Annotated in this window: 22 protein-coding genes; 9 read left to right on the top strand and 13 right to left on the bottom strand. The window is 65.2% G+C overall.

Going from position 1 to position 19,612, the window contains the following annotated elements; genetic code table 11:
- Positions 1-55: 55 nt before the first annotated feature.
- Both QW887_RS26840 and QW887_RS26835 read left to right on the top strand, forming a co-directional pair.
- Positions 56-421, top strand: coding sequence for a DUF1304 domain-containing protein (locus QW887_RS26840; protein WP_315825557.1), 366 nt, complete (start codon positions 56-58; stop codon positions 419-421).
- A 379-nt stretch (positions 422-800) separates the two neighbouring features.
- Entirely contained in the window at positions 801-2,027 is a 1,227-nt protein-coding gene (locus QW887_RS26835; protein WP_315715149.1) for an ABC transporter substrate-binding protein, read from the top strand.
- Between the two features lie 255 nt (positions 2,028-2,282).
- On the opposite strand, the gene QW887_RS26830 is transcribed toward QW887_RS26835, so the two are convergent.
- From QW887_RS26830 to QW887_RS26815, 4 genes are all read right to left on the bottom strand, one after another.
- On the bottom strand, positions 2,283-2,900 hold the full coding sequence (locus QW887_RS26830) for an ATP-dependent Clp protease proteolytic subunit (protein ID WP_315715148.1): 618 nt from the start codon (positions 2,898-2,900) through the stop codon (positions 2,283-2,285).
- Positions 2,901-2,943: 43 nt separating this feature from the next.
- Positions 2,944-3,303 carry an SRPBCC domain-containing protein gene (locus QW887_RS26825; protein WP_315715147.1) on the bottom strand — a complete coding sequence of 120 codons (360 nt, stop codon included), beginning with the start codon at positions 3,301-3,303 and terminating at the stop codon, positions 2,944-2,946.
- Positions 3,300-3,614, bottom strand: a complete 315-nt coding sequence (locus QW887_RS26820; protein WP_315715146.1) for a metalloregulator ArsR/SmtB family transcription factor — start codon at positions 3,612-3,614, stop codon at positions 3,300-3,302. The genes QW887_RS26825 and QW887_RS26820 overlap by 4 nt, the downstream gene beginning before the upstream one ends.
- 238 nt (positions 3,615-3,852) lie before the next feature.
- Positions 3,853-4,281, bottom strand: coding sequence for a DUF1330 domain-containing protein (locus tag QW887_RS26815; protein ID WP_315715145.1), 429 nt, complete (start codon positions 4,279-4,281; stop codon positions 3,853-3,855).
- A 154-nt stretch (positions 4,282-4,435) separates the two neighbouring features.
- Here QW887_RS26815 and QW887_RS26810 point away from each other — a divergent pair, with 154 nt between their 5' ends.
- The gene (locus QW887_RS26810; protein WP_315715144.1) at positions 4,436-6,634 is read left to right on the top strand and encodes a penicillin-binding protein 1A; all 2,199 of its coding nucleotides are present in this window, start codon (positions 4,436-4,438) and stop codon (positions 6,632-6,634) included.
- A gap of 49 nt (positions 6,635-6,683) precedes the next feature.
- Here QW887_RS26810 and QW887_RS26805 read toward each other — a convergent pair whose 3' ends face one another.
- The 5 genes from QW887_RS26805 to QW887_RS26785 all read right to left on the bottom strand — a co-directional run bounded on the left by QW887_RS26805 (position 6,684) and on the right by QW887_RS26785 (position 13,765).
- Complete coding sequence (locus QW887_RS26805) at positions 6,684-9,347, bottom strand: EAL domain-containing protein (RefSeq protein ID WP_316166290.1); 2,664 nt, start codon at positions 9,345-9,347, stop codon at positions 6,684-6,686.
- A 317-nt stretch (positions 9,348-9,664) separates the two neighbouring features.
- Positions 9,665-10,504, bottom strand: a complete 840-nt coding sequence (locus QW887_RS26800) for a SprT family zinc-dependent metalloprotease (RefSeq protein ID WP_315715142.1) — start codon at positions 10,502-10,504, stop codon at positions 9,665-9,667.
- A gap of 208 nt (positions 10,505-10,712) precedes the next feature.
- The gene (locus QW887_RS26795) at positions 10,713-12,041 is read right to left on the bottom strand and encodes a polyhydroxyalkanoate depolymerase (RefSeq protein ID WP_315715141.1); all 1,329 of its coding nucleotides are present in this window, start codon (positions 12,039-12,041) and stop codon (positions 10,713-10,715) included.
- A 123-nt stretch (positions 12,042-12,164) separates the two neighbouring features.
- Entirely contained in the window at positions 12,165-12,977 is an 813-nt protein-coding gene (locus tag QW887_RS26790) for an ABC transporter permease (protein ID WP_315715140.1), read from the bottom strand.
- Entirely contained in the window at positions 12,974-13,765 is a 792-nt protein-coding gene (locus QW887_RS26785; RefSeq protein ID WP_315715139.1) for an ABC transporter ATP-binding protein, read from the bottom strand. The genes QW887_RS26790 and QW887_RS26785 overlap by 4 nt, the downstream gene beginning before the upstream one ends.
- 97 nt (positions 13,766-13,862) lie before the next feature.
- Between QW887_RS26785 and QW887_RS26780 the strand changes: the two genes are divergently transcribed.
- Together QW887_RS26780 and QW887_RS26775 are read left to right on the top strand one after the other, a co-directional pair.
- Entirely contained in the window at positions 13,863-15,218 is a 1,356-nt protein-coding gene (locus QW887_RS26780; RefSeq protein WP_315715138.1) for an ActS/PrrB/RegB family redox-sensitive histidine kinase, read from the top strand.
- Between the two features lie 175 nt (positions 15,219-15,393).
- Complete coding sequence (locus tag QW887_RS26775) at positions 15,394-15,948, top strand: ActR/PrrA/RegA family redox response regulator transcription factor (protein WP_315715137.1); 555 nt, start codon at positions 15,394-15,396, stop codon at positions 15,946-15,948.
- Between the two features lie 23 nt (positions 15,949-15,971).
- On the opposite strand, the gene QW887_RS26770 is transcribed toward QW887_RS26775, so the two are convergent.
- From QW887_RS26770 to QW887_RS26760, 3 genes are all read right to left on the bottom strand, one after another.
- Positions 15,972-16,337: a hypothetical protein gene (locus QW887_RS26770; protein ID WP_315715136.1), complete on the bottom strand. Its 366-nt coding sequence runs from the start codon at positions 16,335-16,337 to the stop codon at positions 15,972-15,974.
- Positions 16,338-16,555: 218 nt separating this feature from the next.
- Entirely contained in the window at positions 16,556-16,852 is a 297-nt protein-coding gene (locus QW887_RS26765; protein WP_315715135.1) for a hypothetical protein, read from the bottom strand.
- Positions 16,845-17,114, bottom strand: a complete 270-nt coding sequence (locus tag QW887_RS26760) for a hypothetical protein (RefSeq protein ID WP_172115156.1) — start codon at positions 17,112-17,114, stop codon at positions 16,845-16,847. The genes QW887_RS26765 and QW887_RS26760 overlap by 8 nt, the downstream gene beginning before the upstream one ends.
- A gap of 504 nt (positions 17,115-17,618) precedes the next feature.
- Between QW887_RS26760 and QW887_RS26755 the strand changes: the two genes are divergently transcribed.
- The 3 genes from QW887_RS26755 to QW887_RS26745 all read left to right on the top strand — a co-directional run bounded on the left by QW887_RS26755 (position 17,619) and on the right by QW887_RS26745 (position 18,455).
- Positions 17,619-17,756, top strand: coding sequence for a hypothetical protein (locus tag QW887_RS26755; RefSeq protein WP_172115158.1), 138 nt, complete (start codon positions 17,619-17,621; stop codon positions 17,754-17,756).
- A gap of 92 nt (positions 17,757-17,848) precedes the next feature.
- Positions 17,849-18,091 carry a hypothetical protein gene (locus tag QW887_RS26750; RefSeq protein ID WP_315715134.1) on the top strand — a complete coding sequence of 81 codons (243 nt, stop codon included), beginning with the start codon at positions 17,849-17,851 and terminating at the stop codon, positions 18,089-18,091.
- A gap of 103 nt (positions 18,092-18,194) precedes the next feature.
- Positions 18,195-18,455 (top strand): DUF1488 domain-containing protein, encoded by a 261-nt coding sequence (locus QW887_RS26745; RefSeq protein ID WP_315715133.1) that lies wholly within the window; start codon positions 18,195-18,197, stop codon positions 18,453-18,455.
- A gap of 143 nt (positions 18,456-18,598) precedes the next feature.
- On the opposite strand, the gene QW887_RS26740 is transcribed toward QW887_RS26745, so the two are convergent.
- A complete protein-coding gene (locus QW887_RS26740; RefSeq protein ID WP_315715132.1) occupies positions 18,599-19,081 on the bottom strand; it encodes an MmcB family DNA repair protein in 483 nt (160 codons plus the stop codon).
- Between the two features lie 124 nt (positions 19,082-19,205).
- Between QW887_RS26740 and QW887_RS26735 the strand changes: the two genes are divergently transcribed.
- The coding region (locus tag QW887_RS26735; RefSeq protein WP_316195382.1) for an alpha-amylase family glycosyl hydrolase at positions 19,206-19,612 on the top strand (407 nt) is incomplete at its 3' end.

Here is a 19,612-nt window from a genome sequence, read left to right as displayed (position 1 = left end):
TGAACGAGGGGACCGGCACCAGCGCCGGCCCACGCAGGCTTGGGGGAGCCGAACCATGGCATTGATTGCAGGCATCGTCGTCGGGCTGATCGGCCTGCTGCACGTCTACATTCTGGTACTCGAGATGTTTCTCTGGACCAAACCGGCCGGCTTGAGAGCGTTCAACAACACGCCGGAGCGCGCGGAGCAGACCAAGGTGCTCGGCGCCAATCAGGGCCTCTACAACGGCTTCCTCGCCGCCGGCCTGTTCTGGGGCCTGGCGCACCCGACGCCGGCCTTCGCGTTCCAGATCAAGATCTTCTTCCTGCTCTGCGTGCTCGTCGCCGGGCTCTATGGCGCCGCCACCGCCAGCCGCAAGATCCTGTTCATCCAGAGCGTGCCGGCCACGATCGGCCTGGTGCTGGTTTGGCTCGCGGGCTGAGCCGGGCTGTATCTCCATCCTCTGTGTCGTCCCGGACAAGCCGTGACGCGCACAAGCGCGTCGCGGCGCCGATCCGGGGCCCATAATCCCAGGCAGCGTTTTGGGGCAGGATCGCCACTCCGAGCCGTAGCCATACGACGGCCTGTGGCCATGGATCCCGGCTCTGCGCCCGACGTCGCTGCGCGACGCCGGGCTTGGCCGGGACGACACCGAACTTGTTGAGCCAGTTGGGCTCATCATAGCGACATCGACGGAACCGCCGCACCCGTGCTCCCCTCGCCTTGCGTCCGCCCAGCCCTTCCTCCACACTCCCTCCCAGCGATGGCGCCCCGGTCGGGCAGACCAGCCGCATAACAAATCAGGAGGAACGATAGACCCCATGCGACAGGGATATTTCCGTCTTGCAGGGGCGGCCGCTTTGGCCGTCACCCTCTCCGTCACGTCAGCCTCGGCCCAGAAGAAGTACGACCCCGGCGCCTCCGACACCGAGATCAAGATCGGCCAGACCGTGCCGTTCTCGGGTCCCGCCTCGGCCTATGCCTCGATCGGCAAGACCCAGGCCGCCTATTTCAACATGATCAACGAGCAGGGCGGCATCAACGGCCGCAAGATCAAGCTGATCCAGTATGACGACGCCTATTCGCCGCCCAAGGCCGTCGAGCAGGTCCGCAAGCTGGTCGAGGACGACGGAGTTCTGCTGACCTTCCAGATCATCGGCACGCCGTCCAACGCCGCGGTCCAGAAATACCTCAACGCCAAGAAGGTGCCGCAGTTGTTCGCCGCCACCGGCGCCACCAAGTTCACGGACCCCAAGAACTTCCCGTGGACCATGGGGTACAATCCCAACTACTTCACCGAGGGCCGCATCTACGGCCAGTATATTCTGAAGGAGCATCCCAACGCCAAGATCGGCGTGCTCTATCAGAATGACGATCTCGGCAAGGACTACCTGAACGGCATCAAGGCCGGCCTCGGCGACAAGGCGTCGACGATGATCGTGTCCGAAGCCTCCTATGAAGTTTCCGATCCGACCATCGACTCGCAGATCCTGAAGATCAAGTCGGCGGGAGCCGACCTGTTGTTCTCGGCCGCGACGCCGAAACAAGCCGCGCAGGCGATCAAGAAGCTCCATGAGCTCGATTGGCACCCCGTGCACATTGTCGACATCAACGCGACCTCGGTCGGCGCGGTCATGCAGCCTGCGGGCCTCGACGCTGCCAAGGGCGTCATCTCCGTCAACTACGGCAAGGATCCGCTCGACCCGCAGTGGAAGGACGATCCGGGCCTGAAGCGCTATTTCGATTTCATGGCCAAGTATTATCCCGAGGGTGACAAGAACTCGAACTTCAACACCTACGGCTATTCGACCGCGCAGCTCCTGGTCACCGTGCTGCAGATGTGCGGCGACAACCTGACGCACGAGAACGTCATGAAGCAGGCGGCGTCGCTGAAGGATGTAACCGGCGACTTCTCGCTACCGGGAATGAAGATCAACACCTCGCCGACCGACTATCGCGTCAACAAGCAACTGCAGATGATGAAGTTCAACGGCGAGCGCTGGGAGCTGTTCGGCCCGATCCTGGAGGACAAGGGCGCGGCGGGCTAGCTGCACTCGACGTCGTTCCAGGGCGTCGCGACAGCGACGAACCAACCTCGAGATTCCGGGTTCGATGCTGCGCTTCGCCCCGGAATGACGCGGTCAACATCGATGGTACGGGGCTGCGCGATGGCGCGGCCCCGTTCTGCATTGCGGCACGGGTTGCGCCCGTTCGCCGCTGCGTGCGCTCGCCGACGGTCATTCGACCGCATCGCGGGTAACGACGGCTGTTGCGGCAGGATCCGCCGCCGCGTCGAGGGAGTATCAGTCGTTGATGACGTCACCCAGGTCGCGTTGCTTGACGACGCGGTCGATCAAGCCCCACTGCAAGGCTTCGTCCGCGGTCATGAAGTGATCGCGATCCAGGGTGCGCTCGACGTCCTCATAGCTGCGCCCGCAATGCTCGGCGTAGAGCCTGATCATGCGGTGCTTGGTCTGCTCCATCTCCCTCGCGTGAATCAGGATGTCGGACGCCTGGCCCTGAAAGCCACCGAGCGGCTGATGGACGTGAAGGCTTGCATTGGGCAGCGCCGTCCGCTCGCCGGGCTCTCCCGCCATCAGAAGAAACGAGCCCATCGAACGCGCCGTTCCCATGCAGAGCGTGTGCACCGGTGCTTTGACGAATTGCATCGTGTCATACATCGCCAGGCCGCTGGTGATCACGCCACCGGGTGAATTGATGTAGAGATGGATCGGCCGCTTTGGGTTCTCCGCCTCGAGGAAAAGCAGTTGCGCGCAGACCAGGGCGGAGACCGTATCGTTGACCTCGCCGTTGAGGAAGACGATCCGCTCGCGCAGCAGCCGCGAATAGATGTCGAAGGATCGCTCTCCCCGGCTCGACTGCTCGATGACCATAGGGACGAGTTGCATCGTGTCGCGCATGCGCGAGCTCCCGGTTTCAGTGAGGTGTCGGTGACTTGGAGAATCAGGCCGCGCGCATCAGGCTGCGCCTGTTGCTGTTCGCCGCCGACGGCGTCCGCCGCATCAGCGTCGTGGCGACCAACCCGTGAATGATTCTGAGCCTGGTGCCGCCCTCGGCATTGGGCATGACCTGGAACGTCACGATGCTCTCCAGGAACGGCGGTTCGTGGTCGCGCATCCGGTAGCGGACTTCTTCGCCGGGCGTCGCGGAGATTGGCGCAGCATCGGCGAGGTCGCCGCGCGGCAGCCAGTTCTCGCGCAGCGCAGGAATGCTGATGGCACGCCAGACCTTCTCCGGCGGCGCGTCCAGTTCGTAGTCGAGCACCAGATCGTCGCTCTGCAGGTCAGCCTTGATATCGGTCATTGGTCCATGTCCTTCAGCACGGCCTTCAACGCATCGACCCGCGACGGCCAGTAGGCACGGTACTTCGCCAGCCAGCGCGCGATCTGCGCCAGGCCCTCCGGATCGACCTCATAGTTGACGAAGCGACCCTGCCGTTCTTCCCTCACCAATCCCGCGCTTCGGAGAACCGCGAGGTGCTGGGACATCGCCGGCTGGCTGATCGTCAGACCCTCGCGAAGCGCGCTGGCATTCATGCTGCCGTTCGCCAGCTTCTCGAAGATCGCGTATCGCGTCGGATCAGCCAGGGCCCTGAAGATGTCACTCTCGATCATGCCAACACATAAGCATAAACTTATGTGTCGTGCAAGCGGCACTGGATCAGCATTCGCTCTCACCCAGCCCACTGCCGCGCTCCCTCCCCCCTTGTGGGGGAGGAGGGTTCGGGAGGGAGTAGCCACGGAGACGGTCGCCCGGAGCGCCCCCTCTCCCTAGCCCTCCCCCACACAGGGGGAGGGAACGTACCTTTTGCTTGGCGACTGCGGACTACCAATCTTGCGGGTGTAGTCAGACTTACACCGCCGGCACCTCGCCAAAGTTCTTGCCCACCGGCAGCACGGCGTGGCGGATCAGGCGCGAGTCTTCGACCGCCGCCTGGCGATGCTTCACCGCCTCGCGATAGACGGGATCGCGGATCATCTCGACGAAGGCTTGCACGCTCGGATATTCGGCGATGAAACAGTGGTCCCAACGTTCGTCCTGCGGACCGATCAGCATCAGCTCGAAGCGGCCCTGCCAGACGATGCGGCCGCCGAGGCGCTCGAACACCGGGCCGCTCTCGCGGCCATAGGCGGCATAGGCTTCCGCGCCGCTGACCTTGCGTCCATCGGGATAGGCTGCCTCCCTGCGCAGCCGCACCAGGTTCAGCATGTGGATCGGCCCCGGGCGGTCGTTCTCCCGAAACTGCGCGAACACCTCCTTGGTGGGATCGATATGGCCCATGAACTCCCTCGCCTGTTGTTGTTTACCTTGGCTTAACCATAACGCGGCGTTAGCGGCGCGAAACTCCTAATCACGCGTTAAGGTCTTTCTAACTGCCCCTTAAACTCCGGACGTTACCGTGGTCGGACGGCGGGGTCGCGGGCTCGGGTTGCGTATGGCGCGGGGACGGAAACAGGGCGGCGGACGCAAGGAGCCGCGATTCGGTCTTGCGGCCGCGATGGCCGATCTGCGCCTCGACCCCAAGGATCGCATTCCCTCCGACGACACGCCCAAGAAGTCAGTTGCAAAGACTGCAAAGAAAAGGCCGGTCGAGCCCGACGACGAGGACGATGTGCCGGCGCGCGAGCCGAAGGCCTCGACACCGAAACCAAAGCCGAGACGTGGCAAGTCGCGCTGGGGAATGTCGATCGGGCGCATGTTCTACTGGGCGCTGGTCTGCGGCCTGTGGGGCGTGATCGCGCTGGTCGGCGTCGTGATCTGGGCCGGCGCGCATCTGCCGCCGATCCAATCGCTGGAGATCCCCAAGCGGCCGCCGACGATCGAGATCGTGGGCTATGACGGCACCATGCTGGCGCAGCGCGGCGAGATGGCCGGCGCCAACGTCGCGCTGAAGGATCTGCCGCCCTATCTGCCGAAGGCGTTCATCGCCATCGAGGACCGCCGCTTCTACCAGCATTTCGGCATCGACCCGATCGGCATCGCCCGCGCCGTCGTCGCCAACATCCTGCATCGCGGCGTGTCGCAGGGCGGCTCGACCCTGACGCAGCAGCTCGCCAAGAACCTGTTCCTGACCCAGGAGCGCACGCTGGCGCGCAAGCTGCAGGAGGCGGAGCTGGCGCTGTGGCTGGAGCGCAAATATTCCAAGCGCGAGATCCTCGAGCTGTATCTCAACCGGGTCTATTTCGGCTCGGGCGCCTACGGCGTCGAGGCCGCAGCGCAGCGCTATTTCGGCAAGTCGGCGCGGCAGGTGACGATCGGCGAAGCCGCGATGCTCGCAGGTCTCGTCAAGTCGCCGTCGCGGCTGGCGCCGAACCGCAACCCGGAGGGCGCGGCCAAGCGCGCCCAGACCGTGCTGGCGGCGATGGCGGAGGCCAAGTTCATCACCGAGGCCCAGGCGCAGGCCCAGATCGCGCATCCATCCGTCGCGGTGAAGCCGGCCGGCGCCGGCACCATCAACTACGTCGCCGACTGGATCGGCGAGGTGCTCGACGACCTCGTCGGCCAAGTCGAGGAGTCGATCGTGGTGGAGACCACGATCGATCCGAAGCTGCAGAGCGTGGCGGAAGCGGCCATCATCGACGAGCTCGCGGCGAAGAGCGTCAAGTTCAACGTCAGCCAGGGCGCGCTGGTGGCGATGACCCCCGACGGCGCCGTGCGCGCCATGGTCGGCGGCCGCAATTATGCCGACAGCCAGTTCAACCGCGCCGTAACCGCCAAACGCCAGCCCGGCTCGGCGTTCAAGCCGTTCGTCTATCTCACCGCGCTCGAGCAGGGCCTGACGCCGGACACGGTCCGCCAGGACGCGCCGCTCGATCTGAAGGGCTGGAAGCCGGAGAACTACACCCGCGAATATTTCGGCCCGGTGACGCTGACCCAGGCACTGGCGATGTCGCTCAACACGGTCGCCGTGCGCGTCGGCCTCGAGGTCGGACCGAAGAACGTGGTGCGGACCGCACACCGGCTCGGCATCGCCTCCAAGCTCGATCCCAACCCGTCGATCGCGCTCGGCACCTCCGAGGTGTCGATGATCGAGCTGGTCGGCGCCTACGCGCCGTTCTCCAATGGCGGCCTCACCGTCTCGCCGCATGTGGTGACGCGGATCAGGACGCTCGACGGCAAGCTGCTCTACATGCGCCAGACCGAGCAGCCGGTGCAGGTGATCGAGCCGCGCAACGCGGCGATGATGAATCAGATGATGCAGGAGACGCTGATCTCCGGCACCGCGAAGAAGGCGGAGATCCCGGGCTGGATCGCTGCCGGCAAGACCGGCACCAGCCAGGATTTCCGCGACGCCTGGTTCATCGGCTACACCGCGCATCTCGTCACCGGCGTCTGGCTCGGCAATGACGACAACTCGCCGACCAAGAAGGCGACCGGCGGCGGCCTGCCCGTCGAGGTCTGGACCCGCTTCATGCGATCAGCGCATCAGAGCGTGCCGGTCGCGGCGCTGCCGAACGCGCAGGGCTCGGGCCTGGTCCCGACCCTGGCGCAGATCGCCTCACAGATCACGGCGCCATCTGCGCCGGCACCGAGCGCACGCTCGGCGCCGCCGAGCCGCGGCAACGCGCGACCGGAAGCCGCCGCGGGTCTCGACGGCTGGCTGGTGGATCGCTTGTTCGGTGGAAAGCGCTGAGCCGGCGAAGATGAGGTGAGAGGCGCATCCGCGAGGGGATGCACCCTTCTCAGCTGGCGGCTGCGGCGATGGGACGCGCTGCCGGCTCGGCGGTTGCCGCGCCGGACGCTCGGGCCAGTTTGCGCCCGATCTGCCGCAGCATCAGGCTCGCCCGCAGCGCGCTGTAGTCCAGCAGCCAGCGGCTGAAGGCACTGGCGGCCATCGGCCGCGCGAACAGGAAGCCCTGCATTGCATCGCAACCGAGCTCGGCCAGCAGCTTGCGCTGCGGCTCGGTCTCGACACCTTCGGCGACCACCGCCACGTCGAGGCTCTGGCCGACGCGCACGACCGCGGTCACGATCGCCCGCGTGCCGCTGTCGTTCTCGAAATCGCGCATGAAGCTGCGATCGATCTTCAGCTCGTCGATCGGCAGCTGGGCCAGCCGGCTCAGGCTCGAATAGCCGGTGCCGAAATCGTCCAGCGACAGGCCGACGCCCATGTTGCGCAGCTCGTTCATGGTCGCGATCACGGTGGCGCGCTCGTTGAGGATGACGCCTTCGGTGATCTCCAGCATCAGCATCTTCGCCGGCAGGTCGTTGGCGGCCAGGATCTGCGCCACCATCGCCGCCAGGTTGACGTTCTGGAAGTTGATCGGCGACAGGTTCACCGAGATGCAGGGGATGTCGAGACCGGCGCGGCGCCACGACGCCATCTGCTGGCAGGCCAGCTTGATCGACCACACGCCGATCTGCTCGATCAGGCCGCATTCCTCGGCGAGCGGAATGAACTTGGCGGGCGAGACCTCGCCGAGCACCGGATCGTGCCAGCGCGCCAGCGCTTCCACGCCGTGGATCGCGCCGTCGCGGGTGCGGATCTGCGGCTGATAGTGCAATGTCAGGGCCTCGCTGGCGATCGCCTCGCGCAGCGCGGTCGAATGCATCAGCCGTTCTTCGGCGAGCTTGTCGATGTCGGCGCTGAAGAAGCGGTAGGTCGCCCGGCCGCCGCGCTTGGCCTTGTACATCGCCGCGTCGGCCTGCTTGATCAGGGTCTCGATGTCCTTGGCATTATCAGGATAGAGGCTGAGCCCCATGCTCGCCGACATCGGCACCTGGCGCTTGCCGATCGTCAGCGGCATCGCCAGCGCGGCGGTGATGCGCGCGGCCGCGAGCGAGGCTTCCAGGGCATCGCGGTTCTGCAGCACGATCACGAACTCGTCGCCGCCGAGCCGGCCCAGCATGTCGCCGGGGCGGATCTGCGCTCGCAGGCGGTTGGCGAAGCCGACCAGGAACTCGTCACCGGCGGCATGGCCCAGCGTGTCGTTGACGTCCTTGAAATTGTCGGCGTCGAGGAAGGCCACGGCGACGTGTCCGCCGTCCGGACACGCCTTGATGGCTTCGGCGATCAGCGACGGGATGCGGGCCCGGTTCGGCAGGCCCGTCAGCATGTCGTGATAGGCGACCTGTGAGATCGTCGAGCGGACCTCCTGGCGCTCGATGGCGAGCGCACCGAGCTGGACGCAGGCGGCGACGATCTGCTCGTGCCAGGGACTGGGGCCGCGGCATTCACGGAAGTAGAAGGCAAAGGTGCCGATGACGCGGCCATCCTTACCCTTGATGGGCGACGACCAGCAGGCACGCAGGCCGGCGGCGAGCGGGCCGGCCTTGTAGGGTTGCCAACGCGGATCATTATCGATGTCGTGCGACAGCACCGGCTCGCAGAGATAGGCGGCGGTGCCGCAGGAGCCGACGTCCGGCCCGATCGCGACGCCGTCGAGGCTGGCCGAATAAGCGGGCGGCAGGCTGGGGCCGCCGAGCGGATGTACGTGCCCATCGGAATCGACGTGCAGGATCGAGCAGACGGCGTCCGGAGCGAGCTCTTCGACCCGGCGGCACAGCTGATCGGCGATGGTCGTGATCGAAACGTCGGACGCCAGCGACGCCATGATCAACTGCTGCAGCGAGCGCAACTGCTTGGTCTCCCGGATGTCCGTGAGCAGCCCGAACAGATATCTGACCTTGCCCCGCTTGGTCCGGTGCGCCTTGACATAGGCGGTCGTCCAGATCTCGCGGCCGTCCTTGTCGTAGACCAGCACGTCCTCTTCGATGCCACGGTCGTCCTCGAGGCATTGTCTCAGCCGGTCGACGATGGCGGGATCGGTGCAGGGGCCGATCAGCAGCTCCTCGGCGCGGCGCCCGATCGCCTGTTCAGGCGCGTAGCCGAACAGGCTGGCAAAGGCGGCGTTGGTGTAGAGGACGTTGAGATCGCGATCGGTGACGATGACGGCCCGGTTGGTCCGGTCGGCGACCGACGTCAGCAGCGCATTGCGCTCGCGCATGTCGACTTCGGTGGTCACGTCACGAATGAACAGCAGCGAACGGACCGGCTGATCCTCCCGGCCCGGCGGGAGCGCGCACAGCGACAGGCGGAGGCGGGTCCACCCGCCGTCGGCATGGCGCATCGTCATTTCGCGGGCGTCGGACTGGTCCGCCTCCTGCTGCGCGTCGGTCGTCTCGTCGCACGCGATCGCCGGGATCAGATCCGCGGGCAGACCCAGACTTTCGAGGTCGGCGCCGACCAGAGCGGCCGGCTCACGCCGCAGCAGCACCGACGCCGCCCGATTGGCGTGCTGGACGTGGCCCTGCGCGTCGAGAAAGAGAATCGCCTCGGAAACACCGTCGAGCGCGGCCGAGAGCAATTGTGTGGATGCGGCCGGTTGGAACTCGCTTGCAAGCATCGTTCGATTCGAGGCGCGCTGCACGTTTCGAGAGAAACGATCTGCGCTTTGGTTGCAGCGAACGACCCGGCAGCTCGCTGGGACGTCACCTTGGGTTTGATTGCGGTAAATCTGGCGAGCGCAGCGTTACAGCCACGTTAAAGCGCCGCCGAATTGGGCAATATCCTCCGACTGCAGGCGAGAAGGCTTAAGAATTCGATAGTCCGCAGGCGGGTTCTGAGTTCATCGTTGCAGATTGGAACCCTACGAAGAAATGGCCCGGACCAGACGGCCGGGCCATTGGGATTCACATCGTCGAGCGGTCCGTCGTCGATACCTCAATCGTCGATGCCGTAGCGATGCAGGTCGTTGCCGCAGGTGTCGAGCCACTTCTTGGCGCGCTCGACCGAGGCGCAGATCCGGCCACACACCTTCCAGAACCGCGGCGAGTGGTTCATCTCGATCAGATGCGCGACCTCGTGCGCGGCGAGATAATCGAGCACGAAGGGGGGCGCCAGGATCAGGCGCCACGAGAACGACAGCGAGCCGGCCGAGGTGCACGAGCCCCAGCGGCTGGACTGGTCGCGGATCGACAGCCGCTTGACCTTGACGCCAAGCTGCTCGGCATAGGCGTCGGCCGCCTTCTGCAGGTCACGGCGCGCCTCGCGCTTCAGGAAGTCGAGCACGCGGCGTTCAGTGTGCTCGATCCCGCCGGCCACGCACAGGATCTTCTCGCCACTGTCTCGCGTCTCGGTCCACACCGTGCCGCGTTCGCCCGCGCGATGCACGATCTTGTGCGGCACGCCGCGAAGCGGCACCAACGTGCCCGGCAGGAACGGCGCCGCCTTCGGCAGACGTCCTAGACGGGCTGCGATCCAGGCGCCGTGACGCTGCGCGAAGTCTTTCGCCTCGATGATGGTGCCGCGCGGCGGCATCGTGAGGATCGCCTCGCGATCCGACGGATGAATTCTCAGGGTATAACGTCGCGCACGACGGTGACGCCGCAATCTAATCGAGTAGATTTGCGAGCCATGCTTGACGAGAAGACGCGAGGGTTCGGCGGGCCGCCGATAGAGTAGCGCGCGAGTGGCCATTTCTGTCAGTCCGGGGGGTAAGAGCTCGCCCGGATTTTGCCATATCCACCGCCAGGGAAAGCGCTCGGCGCAAAAACAAATCATTTGCCCAACATACAGGGGTTCAGAAGGTTCCGCACCCTAGCAGTTGGGCCTCGCGCGCCCCCGAAAACATGAATTCAGATTCAAAAGCATCGCTCAAGAAGCGACGCCACATTCACTGCTTGAGTCACTCCTGAGTTTCGGTTTCGACCGTCCCTTCAAAGGGTTACCGCGCAGCCGGATTCGGATGCGCGGTGACCATCGTCTTCGCTCATTCAGCCGCAATGGCGAGCAGCGACTTCGGATCGGCTGCCGACAACATGAAATCGTTGATGCGCGGCACGATCTCCGACTTGAATCGCGAGCCGTTGAACACGCCGTAGTGACCGACACCCGGTTGCACGTAGTGAACCCGGCGGTGATCCGGGATCGACGAGCAGAGTCCGTGCGTCGCCTCGGTCTGACCGAGACCGGAGATATCGTCCTTCTCGCCTTCGACCGTCATCAACGCCACACGCGTAACCTTCGACGGATCGACCAGGGTGCCGCGATGGGTCATCTCGCCCTTCGGCAGCGCGTGCTTGATGAACACCGTCTCCACCGTCTGCAAATAATATTCCGCAGCCAGGTCCATGACGGCGAGATACTCGTCGTAGAAGTCGCGATGCTTGTCGACCTGATCGCCATCGCCCTTCACCAGGTTGGCGAACAGCGCCTTGTGGGCGTCGACATGGCGGTCGAGATTCATGCTGATGAAGCCGTTCAGCTGCAGGAAGCCCGGATAGACGTCGCGCATAACGCCCGGATGCGGGAACGGCACCTTGGTGATGACGTGGTTGCGGAACCAGTCGATGCCGCGCTCCTGGGCGAGATTGTTCACGCCGGTGGGGTTGCGCCTGGTGTCGATGGGGCCGCCCATCAAGGTCATCGAGATCGGCGCAAACGGGTCACGCTCGGCCTCCATGACCGAGACCGCCGCCAGCACCGGCACCGCCGGCTGGCACACCGCCATGACGTGCATGTTGGTGCCGAGAAAGCGCAGCATCTCGATGACATAGTCGATGTAGTCGTCGAGATCGAAGCGGCCTTCGGCCAGCGGGACCATCCGCGCATCGGACCAATCGGTGATGTAGACCTCGTGGGTCGGCAGGAACGCTTCCACCGTGCCGCGCAACAGGGTCGCGTAATGGCCGGACATCGGCGCCACGATCAGCAGCCGGGGCTGCGGCGCGCGCAAGGGGCGGGTCAGCTTGCGGTCGAAATAGAGCAGCCTGCAGAACGGCTTTTCCCAGATCGAGCGGACCTCGACCGGGGTCCGGATGCCGTTGACCTCGGTCTCGTCGAGTCCCCATTCGGGCTTGCCGTAGCGGCGTGTGGTGCGCTCGAACAGTTCGCAGGCCGCCGCGACCGATTTGCCCATCTGGGTGTGGGCCCAGGGATTGAGCGGATTCTGAAACAGGATCTTGGTGGCGTCGGTGACGGCGCGCGCCGGATTGAGCGAGGCGTGCGCCATTTCGTACATCCAGTACATCGGCGTCGTCAGGACCGGACTGCCTTCCGACGCCAGGGGCGGTGCACCGCCAAACTCACCTATCGGCATTCTCGTTCAACCTCTCTGCAGCGCAGCATACTGCCGAATGCGCAATTATGCGTCAATGCGGTGGTGTACGAGAAGGTGCCTCAAAGCGACGAAAAAGCCCGGAAATCCACGGGAAAAGCGTAATTATTCCCCTGCCGCCAGCAGCGAGCCGGCGCGGCGTGCGCTGCGCAAGAGAGCAATGAATGCCGCAAACGACGCCAGCAGCAGGGCGGCATTGAGCCCGAGCGCGGTCAGCATCAGGTCGGACCGGAAGACGTGATCCGCCAGCAGCGCGCGCATGCCCTCGAACACGTAGGTCGGCGGCAGGGACCAGGCAACCAGTTGCAGCCAGTGCGGCAGCACCTGAACGGGATAGTACACGCAGGCCAGCGGCATCAGCGCGAACATCAGTGTCCAGACGATGCTTTCGGCGCCGAGCCCGTTGCGCAGCACCAGCCCCGACACGAAGATGCCGACCGCCCAGGAGGTGAAGATCAGGTTGCAGAAGAAGGCGATCAGCGGCAGGCCGATGCTGTAGAAGTTGAAGTCGAAGAACCAGACCGCGATCAGGGTCATCGGAATGATGCCGATGGCCAGCCGGATCAGGCTCATCGTCATCAGCGCCAGCAGGAATTCGATCGGGGTCAGCGGACTCATCATCAGGTTGCCGATGTTGCGCGCCCACATCTCCTCCAGGAAGGAGATCGAGAAGCCGAGCTGTCCGCGGAACAGGATGTCCCACAGGATCACCGCGCCGATCAGGGTGCCGCCGGCGCGGGCGAAGAAGCCGGCATTGGCGGCGATGTAGGTCTGCAGAAACCCCCAGGTGATGATCTGCAAGGTCGGCCAGTACATCAGCTCCAGCAGCCGCGGCCAGGACGACAGCAGTAGATACCAGTAGCGCAGGATCATCGCGCCGATCCGGTGCGGGGCGATGCGGAGCGAAAGATCGTTCATTGCGCCGCCTCCCGGTTGCGGCCGCGGGCGACGTCGAGAAAGACCTCCTCAAGCGTCGAGCGGTTGTAGCGTGCCATGATCTGCGCCGGGCTGTCGTCGTCCTCGATGCGGCCGCGCTTCATGATGATGACGCGGTCGCATAGACGCTCGACCTCGAGCATGTTGTGGGAGGCGAGCAGGATGGTGGCGCCGCGGCGCTGTCGGTATCGCTCAAGATGGCCGCGCACCCAGTCGGCGGTGTCGGGATCGAGCGAGGCCGTCGGCTCATCCAGCAGCAGCAGCTCGGGATCGTTGATCAGCGCCTTCGCCAGCGCCACGCGGGTCTTCTGCCCGGCCGAGAGCTTGCCATTGGCGCGATCGATGAAGTCGCTCAGGTCGAGCTGCGCCGCGAGCTCGGCGATCCGCTCCTTGAGGTGGTCCACCGCATAGAGTCGGCCGAAGATGGTGAGGTTCTGCCGCACCGTGAGCCGCATCGGCATGTCGACATAGGGGCTCTCGAAATTCATCCGCCCCAGCACGGCCGCAGCCTCGTCCGGCATCCTGTGGCCGAGCACGGCGACCTCGCCCGAGGTCGGCTGCACCAGCCCCATGATCATCGCAATCGTCGTGGTCTTGCCGGCACCGTTGCCGCCGAGCAGCCCGGTGATGCTGCCCCGGCGGATCGCAAACGAGACGCCGTCGACAGCGGTCGTCGTCTTGTAGACCTTGGTCAGCCGCGACACGGCAATCGCGGGGGAAACCGAGCTGGAATCGGATGAGAGGGTCGGCACTGCGTCATCTTGCGTCATGGGAGGGGTTCATTGAGGCATTGTGCCGCAAACCGCAACAGGCCACCAACGGCGGGCCAGATTTGTCGCCGTGCTTGCGCGGCATTAGGTTCCCGTCATGACCGACGACGCCCTGATCATCGACACGCCCGACACCGACTATCGCCATCCGCGACAGCGCGTCCGGCTCGACACCATCCTGCGGCTGCGCTGGCTGGCCGCGCTCGGTCAATTGAGCGCGATCTTCATCGTGGTGCAGGGCCTGGAGTTCGACCTGCCAGTGGTGCCCTGTCTCGCGGTGATCAGCATCTCGGCGCTGCTCAATCTCGGCCTGCAGATCGCCTTCAACCCGATGCAGTTGCTGGAGCCGGCCCACGCCGGCGGCCTGCTCGCGCTCAACATCATCGAGCTGACGGTGCTGCTCTATCTCACCGGCGGGCTGGAGAATCCCTTCTCCTACATGTTCCTCGCCCCGGTGCTGATCTCGGCGACCGCCCTCCCCGTCCGCCTGACGATCATGCTCGGCCTGCTCGCCGTCACCTGCGCCACCGCCTTGTTCTTCATGCATCTGCCGCTGCCGTGGGAAGGCGAGGAGCCGCTGATCTTCCCGCCGATCTATCTGTTCGGTGTCTGGCTCTCGATCGCGCTCGCGATCGGGGTCACCAGCCTCTATGCGTTCCAGGTGACCGAGGAGGCGCGCAAGCTGTCGGACGCGTTGGCGGCGACCGAGCTGGTGCTGGCGCGCGAGCAGCACCTCACCCAGCTCGACGGCCTCGCGGCGGCCGCCGCGCACGAGCTGGGCACGCCGCTCGCGACCATCGTGCTGATCTCGCGCGAGTTGGAGCGCGCCCTGCAGGACAACAGCCAGGTCACCTCCGACATCAAGACCCTGCGCGAGCAGGCGCAGCGCTGCCGCGACATTCTCGGCAAGATCACCCAGCTGTCCTCGATCGGGTCGATGTACGACCGGATGAAGCTGTCGACCTTGATCGAGGAGACGGTCGCACCGCATCGCGACTTTGGCGTCGACATCAAGGTGCGCGTCGCGGTGACCGCGGCCAAGGAGCCGGTCGGCTCGCGCAACCCCGCAATCCTCTATGGCGTCGGCAACATCCTGGAGAACGCCGTCGATTTCGCGCGCAACGCCGTCGAGGTGAACGCCTGGTGGAACAACGAGACGGTCGAGATCGTGGTGTCCGACGACGGCCCCGGCTTTGCGCCTGATATCCTGAAGCGGATCGGCGAGCCCTATCTGTCACGCCGGCCCAGCGCCGAGGACGGCCCGGGAGGTAACCAGGGCGGCGGCCTCGGGCTCGGCGTGTTCATCGCCCGCACCCTGCTGGAGCGAACCGGAGCCAAGGTCTCGTTCAGCAACCGCACCTTCCCCGACCATGGCGCCGTGGTCCAGATCGTCTGGCCGCGGCGGCGCTTCGAGGCCAGCGAGGACGACGATGGCGAGGCGGAGCCGGAATGAAACCTCCAGGGCAGCCGCCGCTGGCGCGGTCCTGGCATACAGCACACCGGCCCCGCGCGGCGTCACGCCGCAGACTGCGGCAACCCGCGATCTTGGCAGCGGCGACTCGGCAGACCATATGAGGATGGACCAGATCGTCTCGCAACCATCGAGCCTTCTTCTCAAGGATATGACCGTGGGCGCCATCGCCGAACTGACGAACCATCCGGACCGCTCTCTCCTCATCGTGGAGGACGACAAGCCGTTCCTGGAGCGCCTGTCGCGCGCCATGGAGACCCGCGGTTTCACGGTGACCTCCTGCGAGAGCGTCGCCGAAGGTATTTCACAGATCGGCAAGGCGGCGCCGGCCTTCGCCGTGGTCGACCTCCGGCTGGGCGACGGCAACGGCCTCGACGTGGTGTCGGCGCTGAAGCGCAAGCGTCCCGAAGCGCGCGCCATCGTGCTGACCGGCTACGGCAACATCGCCACCGCCGTGACGGCGGTGAAGATGGGCGCCGTCGACTATCTCGCCAAACCGGCCGATGCCGATGACGTCGTTGCAGCGCTGCTGTCGACCACCAGCGAAAAATCCGAGCTGCCGCAGAATCCGATGTCGGCCGACCGTGTCCGCTGGGAGCACATCCAGCGCATCTATGAGATGTGCAACCGTAACGTCTCGGAAACGGCGCGCCGGCTCAACATGCACCGCCGCACCCTGCAGCGCATCCTCGCCAAGCGCGCACCGAAATAGGCGGATTTTTTGTTCGCCGCGGGTCAATGCGACTTCACGAACGCCTGCAACGCATGGAAGACGGTGCGCCGCGGGTTGCGGCTGCACCAATTGCGCATCCAGCTGTCGACCTCGGTCAGATCGAGCTTGATCTGCCGGCCCTCATCGCCGCGATCCGCGTTGATGGCGGACACGTAGCCCATCATCCACTGCTGATATTTTGAGATGGCGTTGACGTAGGGGCCGTCGCCACTGGTGATGGCCTTGTAGGTGCCGGGTGGCTGCTCCTCGGCGGCGGCGATGAAGCGCTCGCAGGAATCGGCGCCCACGCCCAGGACGTAGAACGCCATTTCCTCCGCGCGGACTCCGGTCGCGAAGAGCAGTGTCAACGCCAAGACCACCCGTCGCATCTGTCGTCCCTGTCCGCACCCCTGGGCTGGATACCGCTCGAGCCTTAAAAATGTTCCGGCATGTTGCGCCCCATGCGGGGCAATTGTCGGGCAGAGCCGGGGAAATTGCCAGGAGGCCGGGACGAGCGGATGTTGTCGCGCGCTGGCAACGGTCCTGAATCGGGCGCGGGCGGATTCACAGGTGGATCTGGAAGGCGCCACGATGCGCCGGCCCGACGTCAGCTCTCCCCCGTCAGCCGGGAGAAATCGGCCAGGACAGCAGCGATCAGCTCCCGATGCCTGGTATCCTGTTCCGCAAGGCTCGCGGCGTAGATGTTCAGGAGATAGCGCGCCTTCGCGGCGGCTTCCGGCCACGACTCGGCCGCGTTGGCGAGCAGGTGCTGCTCGAGAACAGCCTGCCGATCGCGCAGCTCCCGCGCATGACTTTCGGCCTCTGCCAACGCGCGACGGAGGTCCACGGCCTTCTGCGCGCTCATCCCGCGGTGCCTGTCGAGATCGAGCGGCTCGTCAGTCATCCGACGCACTCGCGTCGACACGCTGCGCGTCTGCAAGATCGACCGAGCTGATGGACAGCATCTCGACGGCAGCGGAGCGCGAACCGGCGACCGGGACCATCATCATTGTCGCAACCCGGCGGTAGGCAGCAAAGGACAATCCCTCGATCAGTTCCTCGTCCGTGACCACCTCGTAGGTGCCCTCGGGCAAGAGACGCTCGATGCTCCTGATCCGGAACGGGTGTTTGAAGGTGACGAATTCGCGCCGCGAGCGGATGCTCATCTGCGCCTACCTTTCGCAACGGCTGTCGCTGTCGCGACTTCGAAGTCTTTCGAAGCATGCGCCTTGCGGCCGGCAATAGCCACCGCTTTCTCATCAGCACGACGTGATGAGCGGCGTGGCGTCATCGGACCGTGTCGCTGCGCTTTGGTGCTCGCTATTGCAGGGGCCAGGGTGTATCAATGGCGATCACCGCCATTCCGACGGCATTCACCGGTGACTGAGGGTCACGAGCGCTCCCGCCGCAAACCACGCGAGGGGTAGCCAATGCCGCAGTTTCGTCTGAGCGAGTGGATCGTTCCACCCATTATCGTGCCGCTTCTGCTGATCCTTCTCGCGCTCGCAGTTGCCGCACTGCATTCGTAGATCCGACCACCGCGGCGCCCGCATCGGCAACCGGTGGACGACGGCCGCCCGGCCGACCGGCAGTGACGCTGCGCACGCAGGATCGACGGGGCGCTCGTCCGATGCGTTGAACCAGCTCCAACCCGAGTCGAGGAGACCGACATGGCCAAAGGTCAGCAAAAAGGCAATCGCGAAGCCAAGAAACCCAAGAAGGAAAAGCCCAAGAGCATTGCCGCAGCGCCGAGCCAAAAGGCCGGAGCATGGCAGCCGGATTTTTCCAGTGACAAGAAGAAGCGCTAGGGGATTTCCGGTCCTCATCAGTCTGGATGGTCTCCCGCGCGCAATGCGGTGCCGATGCGGCCGACCGTACTCGATAGTCCAAAGGACAGAACATGGCGCGCGAAACGATCTATGTCGTTCAGGCGTTCAGCGCCGGCCGGGGCGGACGCGCGAAAGCCGAGACGCCGATTGCCTGCAAGACGGAAGCAAGCGCGCGCCGGACTGCGGAACGGCTGGTGTCCAGCAAGGCAGGCGTCGTCGCGTTCTCATCCTCGGGCGATCCCGACATGGGCGACTATGACGATGAGCCGACGATCTTCTTCCGCCACGGCGAGTTGCCGTCGGCTTTCGATTGAGATGCGCGCAACCCCTTTGTCGCCGGCGACCATTGCCGAACGACGCCCCTTGGATGACGTCCGCCCTCACCGCGGTGTCCTCCGAACCTGATCGGTCACACACATGATTGAGTTTCCAAATCACAGCCGCTCCTATGACCGCACGCGACGTGCCGTACGGTTCTGGGGCTATGACAGCGCGATGGAAGCGTCGTTCTTCGTCGACGAGGGTGCGTTGAGACGCCTGCAGCCCGACGCCCGCCCCGACGAGTCGGGCTTTCTGACCGCATTCGATTCCAACCGCGAGCGGATCTGCGCCGCCGCCGCCCGGCTCTATGTCCGCGGCAGCCGGGGCTCCTACGATCTCGTCGCCGCCAATTTCTGACGGCGATCGGCCAGGCCGGCGGTGATGCGGATCGGCTCTCAGCGATGCTGATGTCTCTCATCTCGAGACTCGCGACCTGACGGAGCCTCTGTCACCTACCTAGACGGGGAAACCCCGTCCAGTGGAGCGCATTTGAGGATTCTCTAGAGGTCCACGTGGCCCTGCGGGTCGATCAGCCGGTTGATCCGCTGCGCCGCCGCGAGCCCGAAGCGTACCGTCATCAACTTGCGCGTCGGCGCCGGCAATCGGTGCTCAGGCGCCTCGCAGTGCAGGTGGGCGCCATAGGCATCGGCGACGATCAGGCCGGTGTCCTGCGGAAAGATATCGCACGGCAGATCCTGCGTGAAGGCGAAGAACAGCCGGTCGCAATGGGCACGGTAGTCCTCCCATTTGTGATCCGCGCGCAGATCCTCGACCGACGACTTGATCTCGACGATCCAGATCTCGCCGCGCTCGTTCAGCGCCACCAGGTCGGCGCGACGGCCCGACGGCAGCGGCAGCTCGCTGATGGTGGCAAAGCCGAGCGAGCGCAGCAGGCGCGAGGTGCCGCGCGCGATCGCCAGCGCCGTCTCCGACTGGCGGCGGTCGGTGGGAACGAGGCTGATCCTGGCGGCGGACGATTCCATTGCCGCAGCATAACCGATTCCAGGCGTCGCCCAAGCCCGCCGATCACCCGGGAACCGGAACCTGACGCCGGCCTTCCGCTTAACAAGCCGGCCGCCGGCCGGGCGGCGCAGCGAGGCGCCGTCCATGATCGACGATCTCTGGTACAAGAACGCGGTGTTCTACTGTCTGTCGGTCGGCACCTATATGGACGCCGACGGCGATGGCATCGGCGATTTCAAGGGGCTGACGCGCCGGCTCGACTATCTGCACGGGCTCGGCATCACCGCGATCTGGCTGATGCCGTTCCAGCCCTCGCCGCAGCACGACGACGGCTACGACGTCGCCGACTATTACGGCGTCGACCCGCGCTACGGCACGCTCGGTGATTTCGTCCAGTTCACGCATGGCTGCAAGCAGCGCGGCATCCGGGTGATCATCGACCTCGTCGTCAACCACACCTCCGACCGGCATCCCTGGCGGGCTCAATCGGTGGTCGCAACACCAAGTGTTTTCATTCGTGACAGCAGCTCGTCAAGCGCTTCTGCTGGAGT

It is taken from the genome of Bradyrhizobium sp. SZCCHNRI3052 (assembly GCF_032484895.1).
Classification (GTDB): domain Bacteria; phylum Pseudomonadota; class Alphaproteobacteria; order Rhizobiales; family Xanthobacteraceae; genus Bradyrhizobium.
Note: the sequence above shows the minus strand (reverse complement) of the source record. Positions and strands in the feature narration are given on the sequence as shown.

Excerpts from the sequence above, each read along its gene's own strand:
- QW887_RS26840 (WP_315825557.1), top strand. The coding sequence starts at position 56 with ATGGCATTGATTGCAGGCATCGTCGTCGGGCTGATCGGCCTGCTGCAC.
- QW887_RS26835 (WP_315715149.1), top strand. The coding sequence starts at position 801 with ATGCGACAGGGATATTTCCGTCTTGCAGGGGCGGCCGCTTTGGCCGTC.
- QW887_RS26830 (WP_315715148.1), bottom strand. The coding sequence starts at position 2,900 with ATGCGCGACACGATGCAACTCGTCCCTATGGTCATCGAGCAGTCGAGC.
- QW887_RS26825 (WP_315715147.1), bottom strand. The coding sequence starts at position 3,303 with ATGACCGATATCAAGGCTGACCTGCAGAGCGACGATCTGGTGCTCGAC.
- QW887_RS26820 (WP_315715146.1), bottom strand. The coding sequence starts at position 3,614 with ATGATCGAGAGTGACATCTTCAGGGCCCTGGCTGATCCGACGCGATAC.
- QW887_RS26815 (WP_315715145.1), bottom strand. The coding sequence starts at position 4,281 with ATGGGCCATATCGATCCCACCAAGGAGGTGTTCGCGCAGTTTCGGGAG.
- QW887_RS26810 (WP_315715144.1), top strand. The coding sequence starts at position 4,436 with ATGGCGCGGGGACGGAAACAGGGCGGCGGACGCAAGGAGCCGCGATTC.
- QW887_RS26805 (WP_316166290.1), bottom strand. The coding sequence starts at position 9,347 with ATGCTTGCAAGCGAGTTCCAACCGGCCGCATCCACACAATTGCTCTCG.
- QW887_RS26800 (WP_315715142.1), bottom strand. The coding sequence starts at position 10,504 with ATGATTTGTTTTTGCGCCGAGCGCTTTCCCTGGCGGTGGATATGGCAA.
- QW887_RS26795 (WP_315715141.1), bottom strand. The coding sequence starts at position 12,041 with ATGCCGATAGGTGAGTTTGGCGGTGCACCGCCCCTGGCGTCGGAAGGC.
- QW887_RS26790 (WP_315715140.1), bottom strand. The coding sequence starts at position 12,977 with ATGAACGATCTTTCGCTCCGCATCGCCCCGCACCGGATCGGCGCGATG.
- QW887_RS26785 (WP_315715139.1), bottom strand. The coding sequence starts at position 13,765 with ATGACGCAAGATGACGCAGTGCCGACCCTCTCATCCGATTCCAGCTCG.
- QW887_RS26780 (WP_315715138.1), top strand. The coding sequence starts at position 13,863 with ATGACCGACGACGCCCTGATCATCGACACGCCCGACACCGACTATCGC.
- QW887_RS26770 (WP_315715136.1), bottom strand. The coding sequence starts at position 16,337 with ATGCGACGGGTGGTCTTGGCGTTGACACTGCTCTTCGCGACCGGAGTC.
- QW887_RS26765 (WP_315715135.1), bottom strand. The coding sequence starts at position 16,852 with ATGACTGACGAGCCGCTCGATCTCGACAGGCACCGCGGGATGAGCGCG.
- QW887_RS26760 (WP_172115156.1), bottom strand. The coding sequence starts at position 17,114 with ATGAGCATCCGCTCGCGGCGCGAATTCGTCACCTTCAAACACCCGTTC.
- QW887_RS26755 (WP_172115158.1), top strand. The coding sequence starts at position 17,619 with ATGGCCAAAGGTCAGCAAAAAGGCAATCGCGAAGCCAAGAAACCCAAG.
- QW887_RS26750 (WP_315715134.1), top strand. The coding sequence starts at position 17,849 with ATGGCGCGCGAAACGATCTATGTCGTTCAGGCGTTCAGCGCCGGCCGG.
- QW887_RS26745 (WP_315715133.1), top strand. The coding sequence starts at position 18,195 with ATGATTGAGTTTCCAAATCACAGCCGCTCCTATGACCGCACGCGACGT.
- QW887_RS26740 (WP_315715132.1), bottom strand. The coding sequence starts at position 19,081 with ATGGAATCGTCCGCCGCCAGGATCAGCCTCGTTCCCACCGACCGCCGC.